Genomic DNA, 24,212 nt, shown 5'->3' on the forward strand with positions numbered 1-24,212 from the left:
TGGCCACCTTCACGCAACGGGGTTGCCTGAAGGTGGCCATGCTGCAACATGACGCGGGGACCTACAGGTCGAACGCGCCCGTCGGGATGTTCACGGCGTGGCAGGCCTCGCGGACGGCCCGCTTCTCGTTCTCGTCGAAGGTGCCGTCGGCGCCACCGATGATGATTCCCACCTGGATGACCGCTCGCGCGGCGTCCTGCTTCGACTTGAGCTTGCCGATCGTCGCGATGGACTCGAGCTTCCCGAATTCGAAGTCGCTCTCCAGCTTCGAGGCGTAGAACTCGAAGTGCTGCTGCAGTTCGGCGGCGTCGAACACCGACAGTGCCTCACTGCTGGCGATGAAGCCGGCCATCTTGCGCCGCTCCTCGGCGGAGATGGTGCCGTCCGCCGCGGCGATGAGGGCGCACATCGCCATGCTCGCCTTCGCGAAATCCTTGTTCTGGAACTTCGCGACCTGCGTCTTGGTGTCGGCGGTCAATCCTTGCAGCCGGGACTTGAGCTGGTCCCACAGCGCCATGGGCTTCTCCTCGATCGTCGGTGGATCACAGACTGCCAGAATCGGACATAGGGGTTTCGGTCGCCCACTTGTGCAGCCGGACGAGCAACTCCTCGCCCGCCGCCACGCCCGTCGCCGTGGTGACCGCCAGGTGCGGCCGGGTGAAGCCGGCGGCGGCCAGCTCGCCGTGAGGCGGGCGGATCGCGGCGTCGGCGGCGTCCAGTAGGTCGGCGTCGAGCAGCGAGTCGCCGGCGGCGAGCAGCGGGCCGCCGCCGCAGCGGGCCACCACCTCGGCGGCGGCCGCCGACTTCGTCAGCGTGGCCGGCACGGCGTAGACCTTGCGGCCCTGCAGCGACACGGTCCATCCGCGCGTGGCGCACCACGCGGCGAGCTCGTCCACCCAGCCGTCGGGCAGCGCGGCGCGGTCCACCACCGCGTACGCGAAGAGCTCGCTCGCCTCCCGCAGCGAGAGCACGAACGGCCCGCCCCGTGCCCGCAGGTGGGCCTGCACCTCGGCCAGCGGGGCGCACCCGGCGAGGCGATCACGCACGGCCGCGTCCCACTCGGGGTCGGAGACGCCGTCGACGAGCAGGTGCCCGCCGTTGCTCGCGATCGCATAGCGGGCGGGCGGCCCTGGCAGGTGGACGCGCGCGAGCTGCGCGGGTGTGCGGGTGGTGGTGGGCACGACCGTGGCCACGTCCTGCAGCTCCCGCAGCGTGGCGGCCGCCGCCTCGGTGAGGAACGACAGAGGGGCGCCCTTGTAGACCTCGACGCACAGCAGCCGGGGTGCCTCGTGGTCGGGCTCCCTCAGGTCGAGCGCCGCCGCCGAGTAGATGACGGTGCGATCGAGGTCGAGACAGGCAACCGGGCGAACGACCGTCACGAGCGCACCGCCGCCAGCCCGTCGGCGCCGGTGGCGCCGCGCGTGAACCGCGGATGGACCAGCCCCACGCAGGTGTACGGCAGGTCGGCCACCTCCTCGACCGGGACACCCCGGCGCTTCGCGAGCAACAGGACGTGCGCGAGGTCGGCCACCGGGGCGCCGGCGCGCACCAGCACCCGCCACGGCACGCGGCGCAGCAGCACCCGAGTGGTCTCGCCGACCCCAGGCTTGACGAGGTTGGCGTCGCCGATGCCGTAGTCGTCGACGATCCGGTCCACGGCGGCGCGACCGGCGAAGTCGGCGACGCGGTCGGTCGGCGGTGCGGTGCCGGGGACGCCGGTGAACTCCGCCGTGACGGCGTCGAGGAAGTCGTTCGAGACGTCCACGGGTGCGAGCTCGCGGTAGAACTTCGCGCCGTGGTATTCCTCGGGCCGCAGCAGCCGGGGGTTGAGCACGGTGCGCGACACGAGGCCGGACACCGTGGAGTTGAGGCACGCGGACGCGATCAGCCAGTCGTCGCGGGTGCCGAACGTGGTGGCGCAGCGGCCGGGGTCGGCGAGCACGGCGAGGTCGGGGTCGAACCGCACGCCGGTGTCGCGCTCGTGGTCGGCGATGGCGGCGGCGAGCTCGCGGGAGATCGCGCCCTTGCCGGTCCATCCGTCGACGAACACGACGCGGGCCGGGTCGTGGTAGGTGGCGAGGTGACGCAGCGCCAGCCGGTCGATGCCGCGGCCGCGCACGATCGACACGGCGTAGTGCGGCAGGTCGAGCCCGTGCGCGTACCGCGCCCAGCGCCTCAGCAGGACGCCGACCGGGGTGCCGGCCCTTGCGAGCGACACGAGCACGACATCGCTCCCGCGCTCGGCGAGCACCAGCTCGGCCACGGTGGCGACGGCCCGCGCGAGCCGCGGTGCCCCCGCCGTGAGTGCGGAGCGGTAGAGCTGCAGGTACTCCGCGTCCGGCTGGTACTCGTGCGGCAGCGACTCGGCGTAGTGCGCCCCGCCGTTCTGGACGGCCTCCTCGCGCTCCTCGGTCGGCGCTTCCAGCGCGAGGTGGGAGATGTCGGTGAGCAGCCACGCGACCTCGTCGGGTGCGTAGCTGCCGAAGGTGGGCCCGCGCAGCGGGTCGGGGGTGTTCAGGGCGTCACCACCAGTGTCGTGCGACGGGTGTACGGGGCCAGCGCCGGCAGCAGGCCGGCGTGCAGTGCGGGTGTGTCGGCAGGCGGGTCGACGACGACGAGGACGTGGTTCCAGCCGGCCGAGCCGACGTTGTAGGCGAAGCGCGGGCCGGGCCCGTCGGCGGGGTCGTCGTGGGCGGGGAAGCTGATCCCGCTGGTGAGGGCGTAGCCCGGTTCGTCGATCACGACGGCGGGGGAGCGGGTGGTGGTGGAGAACGCCACGTGGTGGCCCACGTCGGCGAGGGTCTGGGCCAGCCGCAGCGGCACCTGCATCAGCTCCTCGGTGCCCAGCACCAGCGTGAGCTCCCCTGGCCGGATGCCGGCCGCCGTGGCGAGCCCGTCGGCCAGCCGGGGCAAGGCCGACGTGAGCGCACGGTGTTCGGACGGGCCGAACCCGTGCCGCGCCCCCGCCGGGAGCGCGGAGGGCCACCCCAGAGCCCGCAGCTCGACCCGCGAGTCGCGTTCTGCGTGCCCGCGAGTCGCGCTCTGAGTGCGCGCGAGTCGCGGCGTGAGCGCACCGGGGCCGGGGGCGGGACCGAGCTCCGCAGTCAATGCCGCCGCCCGTTCCGCGATGTCCGGTGGCAGCTCGACCGACCCGCGGGCCAGCGCGACCACGTCGAGGCGCGCCCCGAGCGCGGCGACCTCGGCAGCGAGCTCCCCGCCCGGCGGCCGCACGTCGACGAGCGCCGCAACGACGTAGCGCTCCCGCGGTGCGGCCCGGTGCAGCGCGGTGATCGTGTTGAGGACGGTGCGCCCGGTGGACAGCTCGTCGTCGACCAGCACGAGCGGGCGCCCGCCCCTGAGCAGGTCGGGGTCGGCGGGCAGCAGCATGTGGTCGGTGGCGTGCGAGTGCTCCTCGGTGAACGCGCCCGCCGCAGCGAACCCGGGCACCGGCCGCCGGGTGGAGTGCAGCACGTCGGCGTCTCCCAGCCCTTCCGCGACGCAATGGCCGAGCGCCGTTGCCGTCTCGGCGAACCCGAGCACGAGCGCGTCGGGCGGCTCACCGATCGCAGCCTGTGCCGCCGCGTGCTGTGCTGCCGCGTGGAGCGCGCCGATCGCGGTGACGTCGCCCGCCACCGCCGCGTGCAGCAGCGGCACCGGCAGCGCCCGTGCCGGCCGGTCGGCGAGCGCGTCGGCGACGAGCCCGCCGAGCAGCAGGCCTGCCGAGCGGACGAGGCGCGGGTCGGTGGGCACGTGCTTGCCGAGCACGCGCGAGACGAGCAGCTGGGCGCGCCGCGGGTTGCGCCGCAGTGCGAGCCCGAGCAGCACGCGCGGGTCGGCGCCGTGACCGGTACGGGGTCCGGCCGGGTGCAGCCGCACCCCGAGGCGGTCGATCACACCCCCATGCATCTCAGTGGAGTGATCAGCGATGCCGGTCATCGCGGCAGGCTCGCGGCCAGCAGATCGACGAAGGACACCCCGTCGGCGGCGACGCCGAACACCCGGGCCCGCAGCATGGTGTCGCGGGCCCACGCGGTGTGCGGCCGGATCTCGTTCATCTTGTTCCGGTGCACCGACGCCAGTACGCCCCCCGCGCGGCCCGCGCCGAGCACGTCCGCCGCGTCGCGGTGCTCCTCGTGGGAGACGACCGACAGCGCGTTGACGACGGCCACGTGGCTCGGGTGGATCGCGGTCTTGCCGGTGAGCCCGTTGGCGCGGTCGAGGGTGACCTCGCGGATCAGCCCGTCGATCGCCCGGGAGACGAGGTGGCCGCGCAGGTCGGGCTCGTCGTGCTCGACGAACGGCGACTGCCGCAGCTGCGGCTTGAAGATGCGTTCCGGGCCGCCGAAGTACTCCCAGACCGGGCCGGTGACGGTGAAGCCGGTGCCGTCGACCCTGCCGAGCACGTTGACCACGTCGGCGATCAGGTCGCTGACCACCTTGACGTCGTAGATGGACAGGTCAGGCGAGCGCCGCAGCCCGTACAGCGCGCAGAGATCGGTGGCGCCGAGCCGAATGGCGAGGATGCGGTGCCGCTCGCGGTGCAGCAGGTCGCGCAGCCGCGTGAGCTCCTCGACGCGGGTCTCGGCGTACAGCACGGCGCCGGACTCGATCACCGGCATGACCCGCAGGACCGGTCCCGGCCCTCGCAACGCGTCGGCCTCGTCGACCGCGCGCAGGTAGGCCGCCCCGAGCGCGGCCGTGAACTTGGGCAGCACGAAACCGTCGATCACCGTGGAGGCGGGCCCGAGGCGCGTCACCAGCTGCGGGATCTGCCCCGGCTCCCGGACCCGGACGAACAGCAGCGGCAGCTCGGTGCGGGCCTGCTCGTGCAGTTCGGTGAACGCCGCGACCAGGTTGGCCTCGGCCTCGGCGAGTTCAGCATCGGCGATCGCGTCCTCGAGGCAGACGACGACCGAGGTGACTCCGGCCGCTGCCTGCTTGGTGACGTCCGCGGCGAGCGCGGGACGGCTCGCCGGCATGTAGAGCGTGGCGCCGAGGGCCACCGCGAGCAGGTCGGCGGCGCTCTCGCGGCCGAACTGCTCGGGTGGCGCCTCGAACAGCGCGTCGGTGTCGGACGCGCTCAAGTACCCGAAGTGCCGCACGGCGGAGCCCCCCTCGACGACGCCACCCCGGTGTGGCACGGCATGTGAACGGTCGTGCTCGTTCCCCCGCGCGGGCTACTTGCGCCCGCGCGCCCACTCCATTCCCCAGCCGTACGCATCGTCGACGTCGGCCTGGCCGCCTCGGATGTAGCGCACCTCGCGGCGCACCACGAGGTCTCCGCCCTGGTTCTCCAGCATCGCGATCACGCAGGTGGGCGAGCTCGGGTCGGGCTCGTCGAGCCGCACCTCGATCTCCGGCCCGCTGGCCGGGTGGAGGGTGACCACCCCGCCGGCGCTGGCCCAGTTGGGCACACCCTCGTAGATGAAGGTGAACACCAGGATGCGGCGGATCTCGTCGACCCGCGACAGGTCGATGAACATGTTCTCGCCGCCGCTGGCCGTCCCGGAGCGGTCGTCGCCGTCCAGCCGGATGATCGGCGCGCCGTGGTAGGGCGCCTGGAACGCGTTGCCGAGCGCCTGCACCACGCCCTTGCTGCCGTCGGAGAACTCCCAGAGGCAGGCGAGGTCGAGGTCGATCGCGTTGCCGCGGCGCTTGCCGAACAGGCCCCGGCTCTGCTGCTGCTCGCCAGCGCTCCACCGGAGGTTCACGCGCAGCTGGCCGCCCGTCGCGCCTCGCTTGGTGAGCGAGACGCTCGGCGCGGACTTGGTGAGCGTGACCTTGGACAGGGACACCCCGCCCGAGTCACCCGCGGGCTTCGACGGCCGCTTGGTGTAGTCGATCGCCACGACGGGAGATCAGACGTTGACGCCGTAGTCGCGGGCGATGCCGGCGAGCCCGGAGGCGTAGCCCTGGCCCACGGCGCGGAACTTCCAGTCGGCGCCGTTGCGGTAGACCTCGCCGAACACCATCGCGGTCTCGGTGGAGGCGTCCTCGGAGAGGTCGTAGCGGGCGATCTCCTTGGAGTCGGCGGCGTTGACCACGCGGATGAAGGCGTTGCGCACCTGGCCGAAGCTCTGCCCGCGCTCGTCGCCCTGGTAGATGCTGACCATGAAGACGATCTTGTCGGTCTCCGGGGTCAGCGCGGCCAGGTTGACCTTGACCTGCTCGTCGTCGCCCTCGCCCTCGCCGGTGAGGTTGTCGCCGGTGTGCTCGACGGTGCCGTCGGGCGTCACCAGGTTGTTGAAGAAGATGAAGTGCTTGTCGGACACGACCTTCCCGTCGGGGCCCGCGACGATCGCGGACGCGTCCAGGTCGAACTCCGCGCCGGTGGTGGTGCGGGTGTCCCATCCGAGGCCGACGACCACGTTGGTCAGGCCGGGGGCCTCCTTGCTGAGGCTGACGTTTCCACCCTTGGTGAGGCTGACGCTCACGTACTGCTCCGCATCTGTCGCGGGGGGCTCGAACCCCCCTGGTTCCGAGCTGGGCGCGGCCGAGCTTAACGGGATGAACCGGACTCGACGCCACGCCTGTCACATCGGCAACGGAAGACCTGTCCGTCCGGTTCCCGTGCACGCTCCCGGCTCGGGCCGGGGTCCATCGGGCGGACCGCGATCACCCGCCCGTGTCGCCGTCAGGACGCCCGGCAACACTGTCGGTGCCCGGTCCTACACTCGCGGCCGTGAGCACCGCCACCACCACGTCCAGCAAGCCGGGCGCTGCACAGGCGCAGCCGCCGTCGACGGGAAGGCGGTTGCTGCTGCTCGACGGCCATTCGCTGGCCTACCGCGCGTTCTTCGCGCTGCCCGCGGAGAACTTCCGCACCGGCACGGGGCAGACCACCAACGCGGTCTACGGCTTCACGTCGATGCTGATCAACCTGCTGCGCGACGAGCAGCCCACCCACCTCGCGGTGTGCTTCGACGTCTCGCGCTCCACGTTCCGCAACGAGCGCTACGCCGAGTACAAGGCGAATCGGACGACGACTCCGGACGACTTCCGCGGCCAGATCGACCTCATCAAGGAGGTGCTGCGCGCGCTCAACATCCCGGAGTTCGGCGTCGAGGGCTACGAGGCGGACGACGTGATCGCCACCCTGGCCAGCCAGGCCGAGGCCGATGGCTTCCAGGTGTCCATCACCACCGGCGACCGCGACGCGTTCCAGCTGGTCAGCGACAACGTGATGGTGCTCTACCCGAAGCGAGGGGTATCGGAGCTCTCGCGGGTCGACCCGGCCGAGGTGATGAACCGCTACGGGCTCACGCCCGCGCAGTACCCCGACTTCGCGGCGCTGCGTGGCGACCCGAGCGACAACCTGCCGAGCATCCCGGGCGTCGGGGAGAAGACGGCGGCCAAGTGGGTGCGCGAGTTCGGCTCGCTCGCCGACCTCACCGACCGCGTCGACGAGGTCAAGGGCAAGGCGGGCGACGCGCTGCGTGCCCACCTCGCGGGCGTCCTGCTCAACCGCCAGCTCACCGAGCTGATCCGCGACGTCCCGCTCGACGCCGTTCCCGCCGACCTCGCCGTGCGCCCGTGGGACCGCGACGCGGTCCACCGGCTGTTCGACGAGCTGGAGTTCCGGGTGCTGCGCGAGCGGCTCTTCGCCACGCTGCAGAGCGCCGAGCCAGAGGCCGAGGGCGGCATCGAGGTGCAGGGTGGCACGATCGAGCCCGGCGGGGTGCGGGCATGGCTCGACGAGCACGCCCGCGCCGGTCGCCGCATCGGCATCGCGTTCGCGGGAGTGCGGGGCGGCGTCACCACCTCGGACCTCACCGGCATCGGGCTCGCGGTGGGCGAGCCCACCGTGGAGGCCCGTGCAGGGCTCGATTCCCGCCCACCCGCCGCCGCCGGCGTGCCGCAGGCGGGCTACCTGGACGTCACCCGGCTCACCCCGGACGACGAGGCCGCGCTGGGGGAGTGGCTCGCCGACCCGTCCGTCCCGAAGACCGCCCACGACGCCAAGTCCGCGCTCCACGCGCTGCGCGGGCGCGGTTGGACGCTCGCGGGCCTCACCAGCGACACCGCGCTCGCGGCCTACCTCGCCCGGCCCGGGCAGCGCAGCTTCGACCTGGCCGACCTCGCGCTGCGCTACCTGCGCCGCGAGCTGCGCTCCGACGGCGAGGTCGAGAACGGCCAGCTGTCGCTGCTCGGCGGCGAGGAGGAGGCCGACGCGGCCCACGCGCAGGCGCAGATGATCGCCGCGTCCGCCGTCGCCGACCTGGCAGACGCACTCGACGTCGAGCTGGCGCAGCGCGGGGGCACCGAGCTTCTCGCCGAGCTGGAGCTGCCCCTCGAGTACGTGCTCGCCGACCTGGAGACCGCGGGCATCGCCGTCGACCACGAGGCCCTCTCCGCCCTGGAGGCGGAGTTCGCCGCGCAGGTCAAGCAGGCCGCGCAGGACGCATACGCCGTGATCGGCAAGGAGATCAACCTCGGCTCGCCCAAGCAGCTGCAGGTCGTGCTGTTCGACGAGCTGGGCATGCCGAAGACCAAGCGCACCAAGACCGGCTACACCACCGACGCCGACGCGCTGCAGACGCTCTACGAGCAGACCGGCCACGAGTTCCTGTCCCACCTTCTCCTGCACCGCGACGCCATGCGGCTCAAGGTCACCGTCGAGGGGCTGCTCAAGTCGATCGCCGACGACGGCCGCATCCACACCACCTACAGCCAGACGATCGCCGCCACCGGCCGCCTCTCGTCCACCGAGCCCAACCTGCAGAACGTCCCGATCCGCACGGCGGCGGGCCGCCGGATCCGCGAGACGTTCGTGGTGGGCCCGGCACCTGCTGATTTCTCGTGGGCGGAGCTGATGACCGCCGACTACAGCCAGATCGAGATGCGGATCATGGCGCACCTGTCGGAGGATTCCGCGCTCATCGAGGCGTTCCGCTCCAGCCACGACTTCCACGCCGATACCGCGGCGCGGGTGTTCGGCTGCGAGCCCACCGAAGTGTCGGTGGAGCAGCGGGCCAAGATCAAGGCGATGAACTACGGGCTGGCCTACGGCCTGTCCGCGTTCGGTCTGTCCGGCCAGCTGCGGATCTCCACCGAGGAGGCCCGCGCATTGATGGACGACTACTTCGAGGTCTTCGGCGGGGTGCGCGACTACCTGCGCAGCATCGTCGACATCGCCCGCAAGGAGGGCTACACAGCCACGATCATGGGCCGCCGCCGCTACCTGCCCGACCTCACGAGCGACAACCGGCAGCGCCGCGAGATGGCCGAGCGCATGGCCCTCAACGCGCCGATCCAGGGCAGCGCCGCCGACATCATCAAGGTCGCGATGCTCGGCGTCCACCGCGCCCTCACCGCCGAGGGCCTGCGCAGCCGCATGCTGCTGCAGGTGCACGACGAGCTCGTGCTCGAGGTGGCCGAGGGGGAGCGCGAGCGGGTGGAGGAGCTCGTCCGGCGCGAGATGGGTGCGGCAGCGAAGCTGTCGGTGCCCCTCGAGATCTCCGTCGGGTACGGGCGCAGCTGGGACGACGCGGCGCACTGACCGCCGCCGAAGCTGGACATGATCGTGCGTTCGGCGCCGGTGCGGCCACATGCGGCCGCCGGCGCACCGACCGCGTGATCTTGGTTTCTGAGGTGGGCAGCTTTGGCGGCGCGTCTTGGAGTGATCGTCGGGTGGGTGCGTGGCCGGCCGCATGCGGCCGCTCGTGCACCCATCCGCTGATCATGCTCCTGGCGGCGGCGTTGCGGTGGACCTCGACCTGATCATCAGGGAACGAGGACACCCCGACCGTGCATGCGGCCCTGCTCGAGGTCGGCCATCGCGTCGGCGAAGGCGTCGAGCGGGTAGGTGCGGGTGTGCACCGGTGCCGCGCCCGTCGCCGCGAGTGCCATCAGTTCGCGCAGGTCGTCGTGCGTGCCCACGGCGTTCCCGACGATGCTGATCTCGGGCAGCACCACCGCGAAGGTCAGCACCCGCAGCTCGCCGCCGTAGCCCACCACGAAGTAGGTGCCGCGAGCACGCACCATGCCGATGGCGGCGGCCACGGCGTCCCCCTCGCCGACGAAGTCGATGACCACCTCGGCTCCGGCGCCGCCGGTCAGGGCGCGAACACGCTCGACCTGCTGCTCGTCAGCGGGAACGACGTGGTGCGCGCCGACGCCCGTGGCCAGCTTGAGCGCGTCGGGGTCGCGGTCGACGGCGATGACCTCGGCGGCGGTGAGAGCGCGCAGGCACTGCACACCGATGTGCCCGAGTCCGCCGATCCCGACGACGACCACGCGCGTCCCGGGCCCGAGCAGCGGCACAGCCTTGCGGACGACGTGCATCACGGTCAGCCCCGCGTCGGCGTGCGGCGCGACCTCGGCCGGCCGCAACCCGGACGGGAGCGTCAACACGGCGCGATCGGCCGTCGCGAACAGCTCGGCGAACCCGCCGTCGCGGGTCAGGCCGTTGAAGGCGAGACCGCGGGCGCAGCGCATGTCGTCGCCGATCCGGCAGGCCGGGCAGACACCGCACGACTGCTGCGGGTGGCAGATGACGGCGTCGCCGACGGCGACGTTCTCGACAGCCGACCCGACCTCGTGCACCCACCCGCTGTTCTCGTGCCCGAGCGTCAGCGGCAGCTCGGTGGGCACCGCTGGGGCGAACCACCCGTCACGGATGTGGAGATCGGTGCGGCACGGCCCGGCACCGCCGACCCGGACAACGACGTCGTGCGGGCCGCGGACCTCCGGTTCGGGCACCTGCTCGAGCTGCGGCTGCTGGTGGTACGCGTGGAGCCGGACGGCCTTCATGACGCCTCCCGGGGGATGGGTGACCGCGCCGAGCGGCCCAGCGTCACAGGTGTCGCGGGAGCTGTCGTCCGCCGTTCGGTCATGCGAGGTCAGGCCTTCCGGACCACCCGCTCCGGCTCACCCGGCTTCCAGATCGTCACCTCCATCGCGCCGTCGACGAGCTCCACCGACGACGCCCCGGTCAGATCCGCGACGTAGAAGGGCCGGAACTCGCGTCCCCGCAGGTCGAACCCGGTCTCGGCGTACAGCGCGTCGGCGAACCGCTGGTGCAGGGCCTCGTCCTGCTCGTCGTGCACACGCCCGAAGAGCTTCGCGTCGCCGTCGGACACGTGGGTGTCGACGGTGGCGGTGTGCAGGCAGAAGCGCGGGTCGCGGCCGAGGTCGCGGAACTTCGTGGTGCCCGGCATGCCGGCGACGATGAGCCGCCCCTCGAAGATCCGCGGTTCGATCGGGCTGATCCGCGGGAAGCCGTCGGAGCGGAGCGTGGCCAGCATGCACAGGTTCCCGGTCTTCGCGTGGCGGCGCACGAAGATCTCGGCGATCCGCGGTGCGCCGGTGGTGAACTCGTCCCATGTGCTCATGCCGAGGACGCTACGGGTGAACCTTGACAGCTGCTGTCAGGAAGGTAAGCCATGCGTAGTTCGGAATCGGGCGACGATATGGCCAAGAATTGTGGAGAAAGCGTCATGTGCGGCACGCAGAGCGCTTTCCGGAGATCCGCGCCGGTACGATCAAGGCCACTGGGTCTGGCCCAATATCATTGACCTTCACCGGTCAGGCTCAATCGGCCCCCGTCTGTTCGGCGGAAGTTGCTCGGTGAGGGTTGACCTCGCAGTCGGCCGGGAGTTTGTTTGGCCGTGCCGGCGTAGCTACTCCCGAGAGAGAGGTGATCGTATGGAGCAGCAGCAGGCACAGCAGGTCGAGCAGATGCTGCGGCCGAACTGGCGGCAGATCCGCTACCGGATCCTGGACCAGTTCGCCCAGGTCAGCACGGCTGACCTGGACTCGGCCGTGAATGTCAACGATCTCGTGCAGCGCATCGCGGACAAGACGCACCACAGCGAGCGCTACGTCGAGACGCGGCTGCAGGAGCTCGTCGGCGTTGCGGCCGGGCAGCAGGGCGGCCAGCAGCTCGGCCAGCCGTTCGGTCAGCAGGCGGGTCAGCAGGCGGGTCAGCAGGCGGGCCAGCAGGGCGGCCAGCCGTTCGGCCAACAGCAGGGCCAGCAACAGGGCGGTCAGCAGGCGGCCGGGCAGCAAACCGGACAGCCGTTCGGAGCGGGTGCCCAGTAACGGACGCAATCAGCCGAGGAGGTGACAACTGGGCCGGTTAGGTGACCCCGGCACGGTCGCACGCCAGGGGGCCTCCTAACCGGCCCGGCCCATCTTACGCTGCCAAGTGTGCTCGGTAGTCGAGGAGATCGTCGATCAGTCCGAGCACGCGGTGGTCACGGGGCATCCGGCGCAGTTCCATCAGCATATCGTCGACCTGGTCGAGTGTCGGCTCGTCGTCAATCGCAGCTACCATTTTCACCAGCGGGTTCACGGGCTCTCCTTCGGGGTCAGAGCGGGCGACTCCGTGCGGCAGGCGTACAGAGAGCGTGTGGTCCCGCCGTGTCGCCGTTGTTGACACCTTGTTTCGTAGATGTAACGACCCGTCGCTGCGATGGGTTCAGGTCGGTCCGCGGGCGATCAGCACGCGGGCGGGTGGCAGGTTCCGCCAGACCGTCGGGCTCGCGGTGAGCGAGCCGAACGCCGCGCGCAGGTCCCGTGCCTGGCGCCGGGCCGGCGGGAGCAGGTGGAGGAGGGCCTCCTGCTCGTCGTGCGAGCGTGGCCAGCATGCACACAGCCGCTGTCAGTGAGGCGAGCTGCGATCATCCGGAGGTGCTGCCGCTGCGCGCGGTCGACCCGCTGCCACATCACCCGCGTCGCGTCCTCGTGGCGGGCTGCTCGGGCGCGGGGAAGAGCACCGTCGCCGCGGCGCTCGCCGACCGGCTCGGTATCCCGTACCACGAGCTGGACGCGCTGCGGCACGGGCCGGGCTGGGTGCCCCGCGCGGAGTTCGCGGCGGACGTTGCCGCGTTCGCCGCGACGGAGTGCTGGATCACCGAATGGCAGGGTGCGGCGGTGCGGCCACTGCTGCTGGCCCGTGCCGACCTGGTCGTGTGGCTCGACCTGCCCCGCCGGCGGGTGTTCGGGCAGTTGCTCCGGCGCACCGTGCGTCGCCGGGTGCGGCGCATCGAGCTGTGGAACGGCAACGTCGAACCGCCGCTGTGGACCGTCGTCACCGATCCCGAGCACGTCCTGCGGTGGGCGTGTCGTCCTACCGGCGCGATCAGCGCCGCATGCGGGAGCTGTCTGCCGACCGCACGGCTCCGCCGGTGGTCCGGCTCCGCAGCCGCCGTGAGGTGCGGCGCTGGTTGGCCGCGATCTAGTGCCGGGGTTCGCGGGCGATCAGCACGCGGGCGGGCGGCAGGTTCCGCCAGATCGTCGGACCCGGGGTGAGCGAGCCGAACGCCGCCCGCAGGTCCCGTGCCTGGCGGCGGGCGGGCGGGAGCAGGTGGAAGCCGCGCAGGGTGGCCTGGGTGAACGTGCCGGACGGCGCAAGGGCGCGGGCGGCGATGGCCGGTACCGGCGCGGACGCGTAGGCCGCCCACGGCAGCAGGCTCACGATCGCGTCGGCGCGCTCGATGCCGTGCTCGGTCAGCACGTCCGGCAGCCGGGCCGCGTCGGCGCAGACGACGGTGACGGCCGGGTGGCGGGCGGCGAGCAGTTCCGCGAGCACCGGGTTGATCTCGACGGCGATGTGCCGGCCGGCGCCGCGGAGGCGGTGCTGCAGCGCGTCGGTGACCCGCCCGGTGCCCGCGCCCAGCTCGACGACCACCCGCGAGCCGTCGAGCTGGTGCGGCGCGAGCAGGCCCGTGACCAGCGCGTCCGAGCTCGCCGTCACGGTCGCGACACGCGTCGGCGCGCGCAGGAACTCCTGGAACAGCACTCGGCCATCACTCACGTCGTGACCCTAGGGATGCTCGACGGATGGCGGGGTGACGTGCAGGGGAACATCAGCTGTCGGACGTGCGTGCCAGGTCGCGGGCGCGCAGCGCGAGCCACAGCTCCTGCCGGTCGTGGGCCGAGGCGAGCCGGCGGCCGGTGAGCTCCTCCACGGTCGCGATCCGGTTCCGCACGGTGTGGCGGTGGACCTGCAACGCGGCGGCGGCCGCCTCCCAGTGGCCGTTGTGCTCGAGGAATGCGGTGAGGGTGCGCACCAGCTCGGCGGATCGCTCGCCGGCATCCAGGGGGCCGAGCACGGCGTCGGCATAGCCCTGCAGGCGATCCGCGGGCACGGTCGCGAGCAGCTGGCGGCTGCTCGCGATGTCGGCGGCGTGCACGTGACGGCCGGTGATCCGGCTCTCGGGCAGCGCGGAGCGCGCTTGCCGCAGCGACACGACGAGCGCTCCCGGCCGTACCCCGATCCCGATCCCGGCGGGACGCGCGGGGGCGAGGGTGCCGAGTACCGCGGTCAGGTCGACGCCGACGGGGACGGCCAGCTCGACGCAGGACTCCTCGGCCACCTCGACGACGCGGGTCAGCGCGTCGGGCAGGGCCCCGGCGATGTCGGCGGCGAGCTCCACCGCGTGCGGCGCGGCGACGACGGCCGCCTGCAGGTCGCCGCCGGGCAGCCCGGCCGCGTCCAACCAGCGGGTGGCGACGAGGTCGTCGACGGTGCCCCTGGCCAGCCGGGCGAGCACCTGGGCGCGATCGCGCTGGCGCGTCGCCCCCAACCCGTGCACGCGTTCGAGCTCGAGCGACAGCAGCGACACGAGGTCGCCCGTGACGAGGTTGGAGCCGACCCGGTCGGCCGGCCCCGCGACCAGGAGCCAGGCCCGTAGCCTGCGCGACCCGAGCGGGTGCACCTCCCGCCTGCTGCCCGCGGTGGCGTCGACCGCCGCGCCGAGCAGCCCCTGGGCGCGGACCCGGGCGAGCATGCCCGTGAAGTCGGCCACGAGGGCCTCGTGTCCGGGACGGGAGCTCGCGATCGGGCGTTCGAGCAGGTCGACGACGAGGGCGGCCCGGCCGGTGGCCCGCTCGTACGCGCCGATGATGCCGGTGAGGCCGCCTGGTTGGACGGCCGCCGCGGTGAGTGCGCGCTGGGTGTGCAGCGCCCATTCCAGCTGGCGGCGTTCCTCGCGCGCCCGCCAGGCGAACACGGCCTTCGTCACGGCGATGAACGGCACCCCGTCGGGCACGGTCAGCAGCGGCAGGCCGGCGTCGTCGGCGGCGCGGATCAGGCAGGGCGGAGCCGACTGGTAGCGCAGGTCCGCGCCGAGTCCCAGCCCGAGCGCCCGCACGCCCGCGGCGAGCAGACCGGCGACGTACGCGGCGCAGCCGCCATCGGACTCGTCGAGCAGCAACCCGATGGTGAGCAGCAACTCGCCGCCCTGCAGCCACGGTCCGGGCTCCGCGAGTTCGGACACGGCCGCGGCCTCGATCTCGCGGCCCAGCTCGTCCCGGCCCGCGACGACCGCGAGCCGCAGCGCCGGGTCGGCGACGAGGTCGGCGAGGGTCAGCAGGGCGCGCTCCTGGACGTTCCGGCGAATCAGATGCGGCAACGTTAGACACGACGGCGATGTCGGGGAAGGCTCCGACGCCTCACCCTGGGCCGATGCCGCTGGGACCAGTCGACGCGAGAGCCACGCCCCGCTTCGCCGGACCGGACACGTTCGCGCGTCTGCCGCGCCTCGACCAGGTCACCGACGTGGACGTGGCCGTGCTCGGGATGCCCTTCGACTCCGGGGTGTCCTACCGGCCCGGCGCCCGCTTCGGGCCCGCCCACGTCCGCGCGTCGTCGAAGCTGCTGCGCCCGCACCACCCTGCCCTGAAGGTGGATCCGTTCGCCGACCAGCAGGTGGTCGACGCGGGCGACGTGTCGATCAACCCGTTCGACCTCGACGACGCGATCCGGTCCGTCGAACGCGCCTCCGACGAGCTGCGCGGCGGCGGGGCCCGCCTGCTGTCCATCGGCGGGGACCACACGATCGCGCTGCCGCTGCTGCGCTCGGTGCACCGCACGCACGGGCCGGTCGCCGTGCTGCACTTCGACGCCCACCTCGACACGTGGGACACCTACTTCGGCGCGCCCTACACCCACGGCACCCCGTTCCGGCGGGCGAGCGAGGAGGGTCTGCTCGACCCGGAGCGCTGCCTGCACGTCGGGATCCGCGGGCCGCTCTACGGAGCAGCGGACCTCGCCGACGACGCCCGGCTCGGCTTCCAGGTGATCGGCTCAGACGACTACCAGATCGACGGGCTCTCCACCGTGGTCGAGCGGATGCGCGCCCGCCTCGGCGACGGCCCGGTCTACGTCTCGGTCGACATCGACGTGCTCGACCCCGCCCACGCACCCGGCACCGGCACTCCCGAGGCAGGCGGGCTGACCAGCCGCGAGCTGCTGCACACGCTGCGCGGGCTCGTCGGGACCGACATCGTCGGCGCCGACATCGTGGAGGTCGCCCCGGCCTACGACCACGCGGAGATCACCGGGATCGCGGCGGCGCACGTGGCCTACGAGCTGCTCGCGGTGCTGGCAGCGAAATGAACACGGCGAAATGAGCACTCGCAACGGCGGGGCGGCGGTGGTCGAGACCCTCGCCGCGCACGGCGTCGACACCGTCTTCGGGATCCCGGGCACCCACAACCTGGAGCTCTACCGGCACCTCGCCGGGTGCGGCATCCGCGCGGTGACGCCCCGGCACGAGCAGGGCGCCGGTTACGCCGCCGAGGGGTACGCGCGCGTGGGCGGCCGGCCCGGCGTCGTGCTGACGACCAGCGGCCCTGGGCTGACCAACGTGATGACGGCGGCCGCCACCGCCTATGCCGAGTCGCAGCCGATGCTCGTCCTCTCGCCGGGTGTGCCGACGGGCACCGAGGGCGCCGACCTCGGCCGGCTGCACGAGGCCAAGGACGCGAGCGGCGCGATGGGCCGGCTCGTGCGCTGGAGCCGGCGCGTCGAGAGCCCCGAAGAGGCCGCCGACGCGGTGACCGAGGCGTTCGCCGCGTTCCGTGGAGCGCGCCCGCGGCCGGTGCACGTCGAGGTTCCGCTGGACGTGCTGGAGCAGCGGTGGGGCGGCAGCCCGTGGGTCGGGGCCGTCACCGCGGCCCCGGAGCCCGACGCCGCCGACGTGCGGCGCGCGGCCACCCTGCTCGGCGCTGCCCGCCGGCCGCTGGTGATCGCGGGCGGCGGTGCCGTCGACGCCGCCACCGAGGTGCGCGCGCTCGCCGAGGCGCTGGGCGCGCCCGTGGCGACCACGGTCAACGGCAAGGGCGTGCTCGACGAGTCGCACCCCCTCGCCGTCGGCGCCTCCGTACGGCTGCGCGCGCTGCAGAAGGCGGCCGCCGACAGCGACGCGCTGTTCGTTGTGGGCAGCGAGCTCGGCGACTCCGACCTGTGGGAGGGCCGGATCACGGCGGGGGCCGTGATCCGCTGCGACATCGAGCAGGGCCAGCTGCACAAGAACTGCCCGGCGGACATCGTGCTGCTCGGCGACGCCGCGGCCACCCTTCGGGCAATGCGGGAGGCCCTCCCGGCCCATCCGGGTGGGCCCGGGTCGGCCCGGGCGGGTGAGTTGCGGGACGCCTGTCGCGTCGAAGCGAGGGCCGACGCCGGAGCCTACGAGGAGATCAACGCCGCCGTCCGGGCCGCGCTGCCGGCCGACGGGGTGCTCGCGGGCGACAGCTCGCAGGTCACCTACCTGGGCTCGGTGCACTTCTTCGACGTCCCCGTGCCCCGGTCGTTCTGCTACACCCCCGGCTTCGCGACCCTCGGCTACGGCCTGCCCGCCGCGATCGGAGCCTCCCTCGCCCGGCCGGACCATCCGGTGGCCGTCCTGCTCGGGGACGGGGCGTTCCTGTTCTCCGTGCAGGAGCTGGCCACTGCCGTCGACCTGCGGCTCCCGCTGCCGATCGTCGTGGTCGACAACGGCGGCTATCGCGAGATCCGCGACCAGCAGGTCGCTCGCTCGATCCCGCCGGTCGGCGTCGACCTGCGGGCTCCCGACCTCGCCGCGCTCGCGACCGCCTTCGGCGCCCGCGGCGTGCGCACGACAGACCCGGGCGCGCTCACCGCGCTCGTGGCCGACGCGCTGTCGGCCGACCGCCCGACCGTCATCCACCTGGAAATGGAGTGAGCATGGACGTCGCCGTCGTCGTCGCGTACCTGGTGGCCATGATCGCCTTCGGTTTCTGGGGCAAGCGGCGCGCCAGGACGGAGTCGGACTTCCTCGTGGCAGGCCGCAGGCTCGGCCCGCTGCTCTACGCCGGGACCTTGTCCGCACTCGTACTGGGCGGCGCGTCGACGATCGGCGGTGTCGGGCTGGGTTACGAGTACGGGCTGTCGGGCATGTGGCTGGTGGTCGCGATCGGTACCGGCGTCCTGCTGCTCTCCCTGCTGTTCGCCGGGCGGATCCAGCGGCTGCGGGTCTACACCGTGAGCCAGATGCTCCAGCTGCGCTACGGGCCGGGGTCGAGCGTGCTGTCCGGTGTGGTGATGTTCGGCTACACCCTGATGCTCACGGTGACCTCGACGATCGCGTACGCCACGATCTTCGCCGCGCTGCTCGACCTGCCGCGCGTGCCCTCCATCCTCGTCGGCGGGCTCGTCGTGGTGATCTACTCGGCACTGGGCGGGATGTGGTCGATCACCCTGACCGACTTCGTGCAGTTCCTCATCCAGACCGTCGGGATCTTCCTGATCCTGCTGCCGATCGTGCTCGTGCAGGCCGGTGGGTTCTCGGCGCTGCCGCCGGAGGCGCTCTCGCCCACCACCATCGGCGGCGACACGATCGTGACCTACTTCGTCATCTACACGTTCGGCCTGCTCATCGGGCAGGACATCTGGCAGCGCGTGTTCACCGCCCGCAGCCCCGGCGTCGCCCGCTGGGCCGGCGCTGCGTCCGGCGTGTACTGCCTGCTCTACGGCGTGGCGGGCGCGCTGGTCGGGATGGGCGCGAGCGTGCTCGTCCCCGGCCTCGAGGAGCGGGGCGACGCGTTCACCGCCGTCGTGAGCGCGACCATGACGCCGGTGCTGGCAGGGCTGGTGCTCGCCGCGGCACTGGCCGCCGTCATGTCCACCGCCAGCGGCTCGCTCATCGCCACGGCCACGGTGTTCGGCCAGGACATCCTGCAACGGTTGCGCGGGCGGGCCGATGGTTCCGAGGAGGAGCACGTGCGCGGCCACCGGCTGCTCATCGTCGCGTTCGGGCTCGTGGCGATCGTGATCGCCTGCCTGCTCCAGGACGTGGTCGCCGCGCTGACGATCGCCTACGACATCCTGGTCGGCGGTCTGCTGGTGCCGATCCTCGGTGGCCTGCTGTGGCGGCGCGCCACGATCGTCGGCGCCGTGGCGGCGATGGCGGCGGGCGCCGTGGCCACCCTCGTGACGATGGCGGTGTTCGGCATCGAGGCGAACGAACCGATCTACGTCGGGCTCGTGGCAGGGCTGGTCACGTTCGTGGTGGGCAGCCTGGTGTCGCGGCCCACCGCGCCCGAGGTGCTGGCGGAGTGGGACCGGCGGTCGGCGGGAGAGCGGTCTGCCGGGGTGCAGGCCCCGGCGAACTAAGGGCTCAGCGGCCAGCGGGGGACACTAGGCCAGTGCGAGCAGCCGCCATGACCGGGCCGGGAGGTGCCAGGGGTCGCCGGCCGTGCCCGCCGGGGCGAGCACCTCGGCCGGGTTGTCCGCGGGGAAGCGGTGCTCCCGGTCGGCGATGTTGAGCAGCACCGCCACCCGCCGTCCGCCGGACTCGCTGGTGAGCGCGATCTGCTCGTTCGCAATGTGGTCGAGTGTCGTGCCTGCGCGGGTCAGCCACGGGTTGCGTCGCCGGACGCCGATCAGCTCCTGGTGCGTCCGGAACACCTGTTCGCCGAACGGGGCGAGCTCGGCGGGAGCGGCGGGGAACGCAGGGCGTACCGCGTCGTCACCGCCCGCCCGGTCCTCCTTCACCCCGCGGAACGCCTGCTCGTCGCCGTAGTAGATCGCCGGTACACCGGCGACGCCGAAGAGCACCGCGAGCGCATGCCCCAGCAGGCTCGGGTCATCGAGCCTGCTGGCAATGCGCGTGACGTCGTGGTTGCCGAGGAAGGTCATGGGGGCGAACGTGCTCGTGAACCCGTCGTGGCGCTTCAGCGCCCACGCGAGCTCGAAGAGGTTGCGGTCGTTGAACGAGCTCCAGATCGCCTTCCACAGCTCGTACTGCGTGACCGAGTCGACCCCGCCGTCCCGGACGAACGAGCCGTAGTCGCCGTGGATCACCTCGCCGACGAGCCACGCGTCGGGCTGTGTCGCGTGCACGGCATCGCTGATCCGGCGCAGCGCGGGCTGCGGTATCGCGTACGCGGCGTCGAGCCGCCAGCCGCTGGCACCGGCGTCGAGCCAGTGCGTCATGACCTCGACGATGTAGTCGGTCACCTCGGGCTCGGCGTGGTTCAGCGCGACCAGTTCCCGGTGCCCCTCGAAGTCCCGGTACTCGAAGCCGTCGGGCTCGCCCGCCGGGTCGAAGTCGATGTCGAACCAGTGCGCGTACGGGGACGCCCTCCCGTGTTCGAGCACGTCGCGGAAACGGGGGAAGTCGCGGCCGACGTGGTTGAACACGCCGTCGAGCAGGACGTGCACTCCCTTGGCCCGACAGATGTCGAACAACCACAGCAGGTCGTCGTCGCCGCCGAGGCGCGGGTCGACGCGCAGGTGGTCGATCGTGTCGTAGCCGTGCGTCCCCGAGGCGAACACCGGGCCGAGGGCGAGCCCGTTGCAGCCGAGGTCGAGCAGGTAGTCCAGCCAGGGCTCGAGCGCGCGCAGCCGCGGCACCGGGTGCGGGCCTGCCTGCGCGGCGGAGGGCTCGGCGCCGGTGAATCCGAGCGGGTAGACGTGCCACCAGATGACGTGCTGGGTCCAGCCGGGCATCGCACCTCCTACTGATTCATCATTCAGTACGAGGCTACTGGATGGCGAATCAGTAGCGCCGCTAGGGTTGGGCGGTGTCCCGGCGCCGGTTGAGCCCCGAGGAGCGCCGTGCCGAGCTGGTCGACGCGGCGCAGCGGGTCTTCGCCGGGAAGCCCTACGACCAGGTGCGGCTGGACGACGTGGCCGCGGTGGCCGGCACGTCCACCGCTCTCATCTCGTTCCACTTCGGCGGCAAGCGCGAGCTGTACCTCGCATGCCTGCGGTCCGCCGTTGACGAGCTGCTCGCCCGGCACGCGGCCCTGCCCGGCCCGCCGTCAGCGGAACGGCTCGCCGCCAGCGTCCGCGTGCACGTCGAGTTCGCCGCCGACCGCAGGGCCGGGTACCTCGCCGTCGTGCGCGGCGGCCACGAGAGCACGTTCCCCGAGATCAAGGCGTTGCTCGCGGACGTGCGCGAGCAACTCGTCACGCGGCTGGCCCAGGGGCTCGGCCGGTCGCGAACGCCGGCGCTCGATCTCGCGTTGCACGCCTACCTCGGATACGTCGACAGCCTGACCGCGCGCTGGCTGGAGCTCGACGAGCCCGAGCGTGAGCAGGTGCCGGTCGACTCGATCGTGGCGATCGTGACGGGCGCCTTCCGCGGCTCGATCGCCGCACTCCCGAACTAGCAGCACCGCAACTTGGAAGAAGCCTCCGCCGGCCGGCCGCTCCTAGCCTTGGCCGCACAACGGATGGGAGGGCTACGTGATCAGGAAGTTGTCGCACGCCTGCGTCTACGTGCTGGACCAGGATCGGGCGAAGGAGTTCTACACCGAGAAGCTCGGCTTCGAGGTCCGTCACGACGTGCGGATGGGCACTGACTTCGAGGGAGCGGGAGAGGGGTTCCGCTGGCTCACGGTCAGCCCGCCCGACCAGCCGGACATCGAGATCATCCTGGCCGATCCGGGGATGGGCCACGACGCCGAGAGCGCCGAGCAGATCCGCGCGCTCGTCGCGAAGGGGGCGATGGGCTCGGGGGCGATGACCACCGATGACATCCACAAGACCTTCGACGAGCTATCCGGCCGCGGGGTCGTGTTCACCCAGGAGCCGGTGACGAGGCCCTACGGGGTGGAGGCGCTGTTCCGCGACGACTCGGGCAACTGGTTCAGCCTCACCCAGCCCAACACGTGACGGCGCGCCCCTGCGGCGCCCCGGCGGCGCGCCGGTAGCCTGCCTCCTCGAACGGCTGTTCGCGGAGATGATCGGGTAGGGGAGATCGGGTGCGGGTGCTCGGCGTCGACCCGGGGTTGACCCGGTGCGGGCTCGGGGTCGTCGACGGCGCGGGCGGGCGGCGGGTGCAGTGCGTGGCGGTGGACGTCGTGCGCACCCCGGCCGACGCGCCGCTGCCCGAGCGGCTGCTCGCCGTCGGCGCCGAGGTGGAACGCTGGATCGAGCGGCACCGGCCGGATGTGGTGGCGGTCGAGCGGGTGTTCAGCCAGCACAACGTCCGCACCGTCATGGGCACGGCCCAGGTCAGCGGCGTCGTCGCGATGCTCGCCGCGAAGGCGGGCCTTCCGGTGGCCTTCCACACGCCCAGCGAGGTGAAGGCCGCGGTCACCGGGGAGGGACGCGCCGGGAAGCAGCAGGTGACGACCATGGTCACCCGCCTGCTCGCGCTGAAGGAGGCGCCACGGCCCGCCGACGCGGCCGACGCGCTCGCCCTCGCCATCTGCCACTGCTGGCGCGCGCCGATGCTCGACCGGATGGCGCAGGCGCAGGCGCGTTCGGCCGAGCTCGCCCGCGCCCACAAGGCTCGACTCGCCGCGGCGAGGGAGGGGATCTCATGATCAGTTCGGTCCGTGGCGAGGTGCTGGAGATCGGGCTCGACCACGCGGTCGTCGAGGTCGGCGGCGTCGGGCTCGCCGTCCAGGCCACGCCGGGCACGCTCGCCCGGCTGCGTCGCGGCGACCAGGGCAGGCTCGCGACGGCCCTCGTCGTGCGGGAGGACTCGCTCACCCTGTTCGGGTTCGCCGACGAGGAGGAGCGGGAGCTGTTCGGCCTGCTGCAGACCGTGAGCGGGATCGGGCCGCGCATCGCGCTCGCCACGCTCGCCGTGCTGAGCCCGGACGCGCTGCGCCGCGCCCTCGTCGACGGCGACCTCACCACGCTCACCCGGGTGCCGGGCATCGGTCGCAAGGGCGCCGAACGGCTCGCCCTCGAGCTGCGCGACAAGGTCGTCGCACCTGCGGCATCGCCCGCGACCCTCCCCATCTCCGCGAACGGGGCGAACCCCCGCCGCGACCAGGTGGTGGAGGCTCTGGTCGGCCTCGGCTTCGCGGCGAAGCCCGCCGAACAGGCCGTGGACGGCGTCATGGCCGGTGACGGCGAGGCCGACGCGAGCGTGCTGCTCCGGGCCGCGCTCACAACGCTGGGCGGCAAGGGACGGTGACCGAGGTCTCGCTCACCCCCGGGCCCGAACCGGAGGACCTCGAGGTCGACGCCTCGCTGCGGCCGCGCACACTGACCGAGTTCATCGGGCAGCCGCGGGTGCGCGAGCAGCTGGAGCTCGTACTCGAGGGCGCGCGGCGCCGCGGCCAGCCGCCCGACCACATCCTGCTGTCCGGGCCGCCCGGGCTCGGGAAGACGAGCCTCGCGCTCATCGTCGCGGCCGAGCTGGGCGCCGCGATCCGGCTGACGTCCGGGCCCGCCCTCGAACGCGCCGGTGACCTCGCCGCGATGCTGTCCAACCTCGATGCCGGCGACGTCCTGTTCATCGACGAGATCCACCGGATCGCCCGCCCTGCCGAGGAGATGCTCTACCTCGCGATGGAGGACTTCCGCGTCGACGTCGTCGTCGGGAAGGGGCCGGGCGCCACGTCGATCCCGCTCGACATCGCCCCCTTCACGCTGGTGGGCGCCACCACCCGGTCCGGCGCCCTCACCGGCCCGCTGCGCGACCGCTTCGGCTTCACCGCCCACATGGAGTTCTACGAGCCCACCGAGCTGGAGCTCGTGCTGCGCCGGGCGGCCGTCATCCTCGGCGTCGACCTGCGCCCGGACGGTGGCGAGGAGATCGCCATGCGGTCCCGGGGCACGCCGCGCATCGCGAACCGGCTGCTGCGCCGCGTGCGCGACTTCGCTGAGGTGCGCGCCGACGGGGCAGTCACCCGCTCCGTCGCGCGCGACGCGCTCGCCGTCTACGACGTCGATGAACTCGGTCTGGACCGGCTCGACCGGGCGGTGCTCGGAGCGCTGGTGCGCTCCTTCGGCGGCGGGCCGGTCGGTGTGTCCACGCTGGCTGTGGCGGTGGGCGAGGAACCGGGTACCGTCGAGGAGGTCTGCGAGCCCTACCTCGTGCGGGCCGGGATGCTGGCGCGCACCCCGCGGGGCCGGGTGGCCACAGCCACCGCCTGGTCACATCTGGGCATCGCTGCGCCACCCGACGTCACTCCGGGTGGCCCTCCCGCGTTGTTCTGAACCGGGGGCTGGCAGACTCTGGTGGCTCCACGACGTGCGGAGATACGGAGACCAA

At 72.6% G+C, this 24,212-nt stretch carries 24 protein-coding genes; 11 read left to right on the top strand and 13 right to left on the bottom strand.

Annotated elements, in window-relative coordinates; all coding sequences use genetic code 11:
* Positions 1-61: 61 nt before the first annotated feature.
* Genes K1T35_RS22145 through K1T35_RS22175 form a run of 7 tightly spaced genes read right to left on the bottom strand, consistent with a single transcriptional unit; the run spans position 62 to position 6,434 of the window.
* Positions 62-517, bottom strand: coding sequence for a tellurite resistance TerB family protein (locus K1T35_RS22145; RefSeq protein WP_220262021.1), 456 nt, complete (start codon positions 515-517; stop codon positions 62-64).
* A gap of 25 nt (positions 518-542) precedes the next feature.
* Positions 543-1,379 carry an HAD family hydrolase gene (locus tag K1T35_RS22150; RefSeq protein WP_220262022.1) on the bottom strand — a complete coding sequence of 279 codons (837 nt, stop codon included), beginning with the start codon at positions 1,377-1,379 and terminating at the stop codon, positions 543-545.
* Positions 1,376-2,632 carry a cysteine protease StiP family protein gene (locus K1T35_RS22155; RefSeq protein ID WP_255622623.1) on the bottom strand — a complete coding sequence of 419 codons (1,257 nt, stop codon included), beginning with the start codon at positions 2,630-2,632 and terminating at the stop codon, positions 1,376-1,378. Before K1T35_RS22155 ends, K1T35_RS22150 begins: the two co-directional genes overlap by 4 nt.
* Positions 2,515-3,936: a phosphoribosyltransferase family protein gene (locus K1T35_RS49030; RefSeq protein ID WP_255622405.1), complete on the bottom strand. Its 1,422-nt coding sequence runs from the start codon at positions 3,934-3,936 to the stop codon at positions 2,515-2,517. Before K1T35_RS49030 ends, K1T35_RS22155 begins: the two co-directional genes overlap by 118 nt.
* On the bottom strand, positions 3,933-5,141 hold the full coding sequence (locus tag K1T35_RS22165; protein WP_255622406.1) for an HpcH/HpaI aldolase/citrate lyase family protein: 1,209 nt from the start codon (positions 5,139-5,141) through the stop codon (positions 3,933-3,935). The genes K1T35_RS49030 and K1T35_RS22165 overlap by 4 nt, the downstream gene beginning before the upstream one ends.
* A gap of 36 nt (positions 5,142-5,177) precedes the next feature.
* Positions 5,178-5,849 (bottom strand): tellurium resistance protein, encoded by a 672-nt coding sequence (locus tag K1T35_RS22170; RefSeq protein ID WP_220262024.1) that lies wholly within the window; start codon positions 5,847-5,849, stop codon positions 5,178-5,180.
* A 9-nt stretch (positions 5,850-5,858) separates the two neighbouring features.
* Positions 5,859-6,434, bottom strand: coding sequence for a TerD family protein (locus tag K1T35_RS22175; protein WP_220262025.1), 576 nt, complete (start codon positions 6,432-6,434; stop codon positions 5,859-5,861).
* Between the two features lie 248 nt (positions 6,435-6,682).
* Here K1T35_RS22175 and polA point away from each other — a divergent pair, with 248 nt between their 5' ends.
* Entirely contained in the window at positions 6,683-9,499 is a 2,817-nt protein-coding gene (gene polA / locus K1T35_RS22180; RefSeq protein ID WP_370645474.1) for a DNA polymerase I, read from the top strand.
* A gap of 224 nt (positions 9,500-9,723) precedes the next feature.
* On the opposite strand, the gene K1T35_RS22185 is transcribed toward polA, so the two are convergent.
* Positions 9,724-10,752 (bottom strand): NAD(P)-dependent alcohol dehydrogenase, encoded by a 1,029-nt coding sequence (locus tag K1T35_RS22185; protein ID WP_220262026.1) that lies wholly within the window; start codon positions 10,750-10,752, stop codon positions 9,724-9,726.
* An 89-nt stretch (positions 10,753-10,841) separates the two neighbouring features.
* Entirely contained in the window at positions 10,842-11,333 is a 492-nt protein-coding gene (locus tag K1T35_RS22190) for a pyridoxamine 5'-phosphate oxidase family protein (RefSeq protein ID WP_220262027.1), read from the bottom strand.
* A gap of 313 nt (positions 11,334-11,646) precedes the next feature.
* Between K1T35_RS22190 and K1T35_RS22195 the strand changes: the two genes are divergently transcribed.
* A complete protein-coding gene (locus K1T35_RS22195; RefSeq protein ID WP_220262028.1) occupies positions 11,647-12,042 on the top strand; it encodes a hypothetical protein in 396 nt (131 codons plus the stop codon).
* Between the two features lie 94 nt (positions 12,043-12,136).
* Here K1T35_RS22195 and K1T35_RS22200 read toward each other — a convergent pair whose 3' ends face one another.
* Positions 12,137-12,295, bottom strand: a complete 159-nt coding sequence (locus K1T35_RS22200) for a hypothetical protein (protein ID WP_220262029.1) — start codon at positions 12,293-12,295, stop codon at positions 12,137-12,139.
* A gap of 284 nt (positions 12,296-12,579) precedes the next feature.
* On the opposite strand from K1T35_RS22200, the gene K1T35_RS22205 reads away from it, so the two are divergent.
* Positions 12,580-13,254 (top strand): AAA family ATPase, encoded by a 675-nt coding sequence (locus K1T35_RS22205; RefSeq protein ID WP_255622407.1) that lies wholly within the window; start codon positions 12,580-12,582, stop codon positions 13,252-13,254.
* On the opposite strand, the gene K1T35_RS22210 is transcribed toward K1T35_RS22205, so the two are convergent.
* Both K1T35_RS22210 and K1T35_RS22215 read right to left on the bottom strand, forming a co-directional pair.
* Entirely contained in the window at positions 13,181-13,759 is a 579-nt protein-coding gene (locus K1T35_RS22210; protein WP_220262030.1) for a class I SAM-dependent methyltransferase, read from the bottom strand. The genes K1T35_RS22205 and K1T35_RS22210 overlap by 74 nt on opposite strands.
* A 52-nt stretch (positions 13,760-13,811) precedes the next feature.
* Entirely contained in the window at positions 13,812-15,359 is a 1,548-nt protein-coding gene (locus K1T35_RS22215; protein ID WP_220262031.1) for a PucR family transcriptional regulator, read from the bottom strand.
* Positions 15,360-15,412: 53 nt separating this feature from the next.
* Between K1T35_RS22215 and speB the strand changes: the two genes are divergently transcribed.
* Genes speB through K1T35_RS22230 form a run of 3 tightly spaced genes read left to right on the top strand, consistent with a single transcriptional unit; the run spans position 15,413 to position 19,363 of the window.
* Positions 15,413-16,345, top strand: a complete 933-nt coding sequence (gene speB / locus K1T35_RS22220; RefSeq protein WP_220262032.1) for an agmatinase — start codon at positions 15,413-15,415, stop codon at positions 16,343-16,345.
* Positions 16,346-16,355: 10 nt separating this feature from the next.
* Entirely contained in the window at positions 16,356-17,933 is a 1,578-nt protein-coding gene (locus K1T35_RS22225) for a 5-guanidino-2-oxopentanoate decarboxylase (protein WP_220262033.1), read from the top strand.
* Positions 17,930-19,363 (top strand): sodium:solute symporter, encoded by a 1,434-nt coding sequence (locus tag K1T35_RS22230; RefSeq protein ID WP_220262034.1) that lies wholly within the window; start codon positions 17,930-17,932, stop codon positions 19,361-19,363. The genes K1T35_RS22225 and K1T35_RS22230 overlap by 4 nt, the downstream gene beginning before the upstream one ends.
* Before the next feature lie 24 nt (positions 19,364-19,387).
* Here the strand turns inward: K1T35_RS22230 and K1T35_RS22235 are convergent, their stop codons facing one another.
* Positions 19,388-20,701 carry an alpha-amylase family protein gene (locus K1T35_RS22235; RefSeq protein WP_220262035.1) on the bottom strand — a complete coding sequence of 438 codons (1,314 nt, stop codon included), beginning with the start codon at positions 20,699-20,701 and terminating at the stop codon, positions 19,388-19,390.
* A gap of 74 nt (positions 20,702-20,775) precedes the next feature.
* On the opposite strand from K1T35_RS22235, the gene K1T35_RS22240 reads away from it, so the two are divergent.
* From K1T35_RS22240 to ruvB, 5 genes are all read left to right on the top strand, one after another.
* The gene (locus tag K1T35_RS22240) at positions 20,776-21,366 is read left to right on the top strand and encodes a TetR/AcrR family transcriptional regulator (RefSeq protein ID WP_220262036.1); all 591 of its coding nucleotides are present in this window, start codon (positions 20,776-20,778) and stop codon (positions 21,364-21,366) included.
* 76 nt (positions 21,367-21,442) lie between these two features.
* Complete coding sequence (locus K1T35_RS22245) at positions 21,443-21,871, top strand: VOC family protein (protein ID WP_220262037.1); 429 nt, start codon at positions 21,443-21,445, stop codon at positions 21,869-21,871.
* 89 nt (positions 21,872-21,960) lie between these two features.
* A complete protein-coding gene (ruvC, locus tag K1T35_RS22250; protein WP_220262038.1) occupies positions 21,961-22,527 on the top strand; it encodes a crossover junction endodeoxyribonuclease RuvC in 567 nt (188 codons plus the stop codon).
* Entirely contained in the window at positions 22,524-23,129 is a 606-nt protein-coding gene (ruvA, locus tag K1T35_RS22255; protein WP_220262039.1) for a Holliday junction branch migration protein RuvA, read from the top strand. The genes ruvC and ruvA overlap by 4 nt, the downstream gene beginning before the upstream one ends.
* Positions 23,126-24,157 (top strand): Holliday junction branch migration DNA helicase RuvB, encoded by a 1,032-nt coding sequence (ruvB, locus tag K1T35_RS22260; RefSeq protein ID WP_220262040.1) that lies wholly within the window; start codon positions 23,126-23,128, stop codon positions 24,155-24,157. Before ruvA ends, ruvB begins: the two co-directional genes overlap by 4 nt.
* Positions 24,158-24,212 lie beyond the last annotated feature (55 nt).

It is taken from the genome of Pseudonocardia sp. DSM 110487 (genome assembly GCF_019468565.1).
In the GTDB taxonomy this organism is placed as follows: Bacteria; Actinomycetota; Actinomycetes; order Mycobacteriales; family Pseudonocardiaceae; genus Pseudonocardia.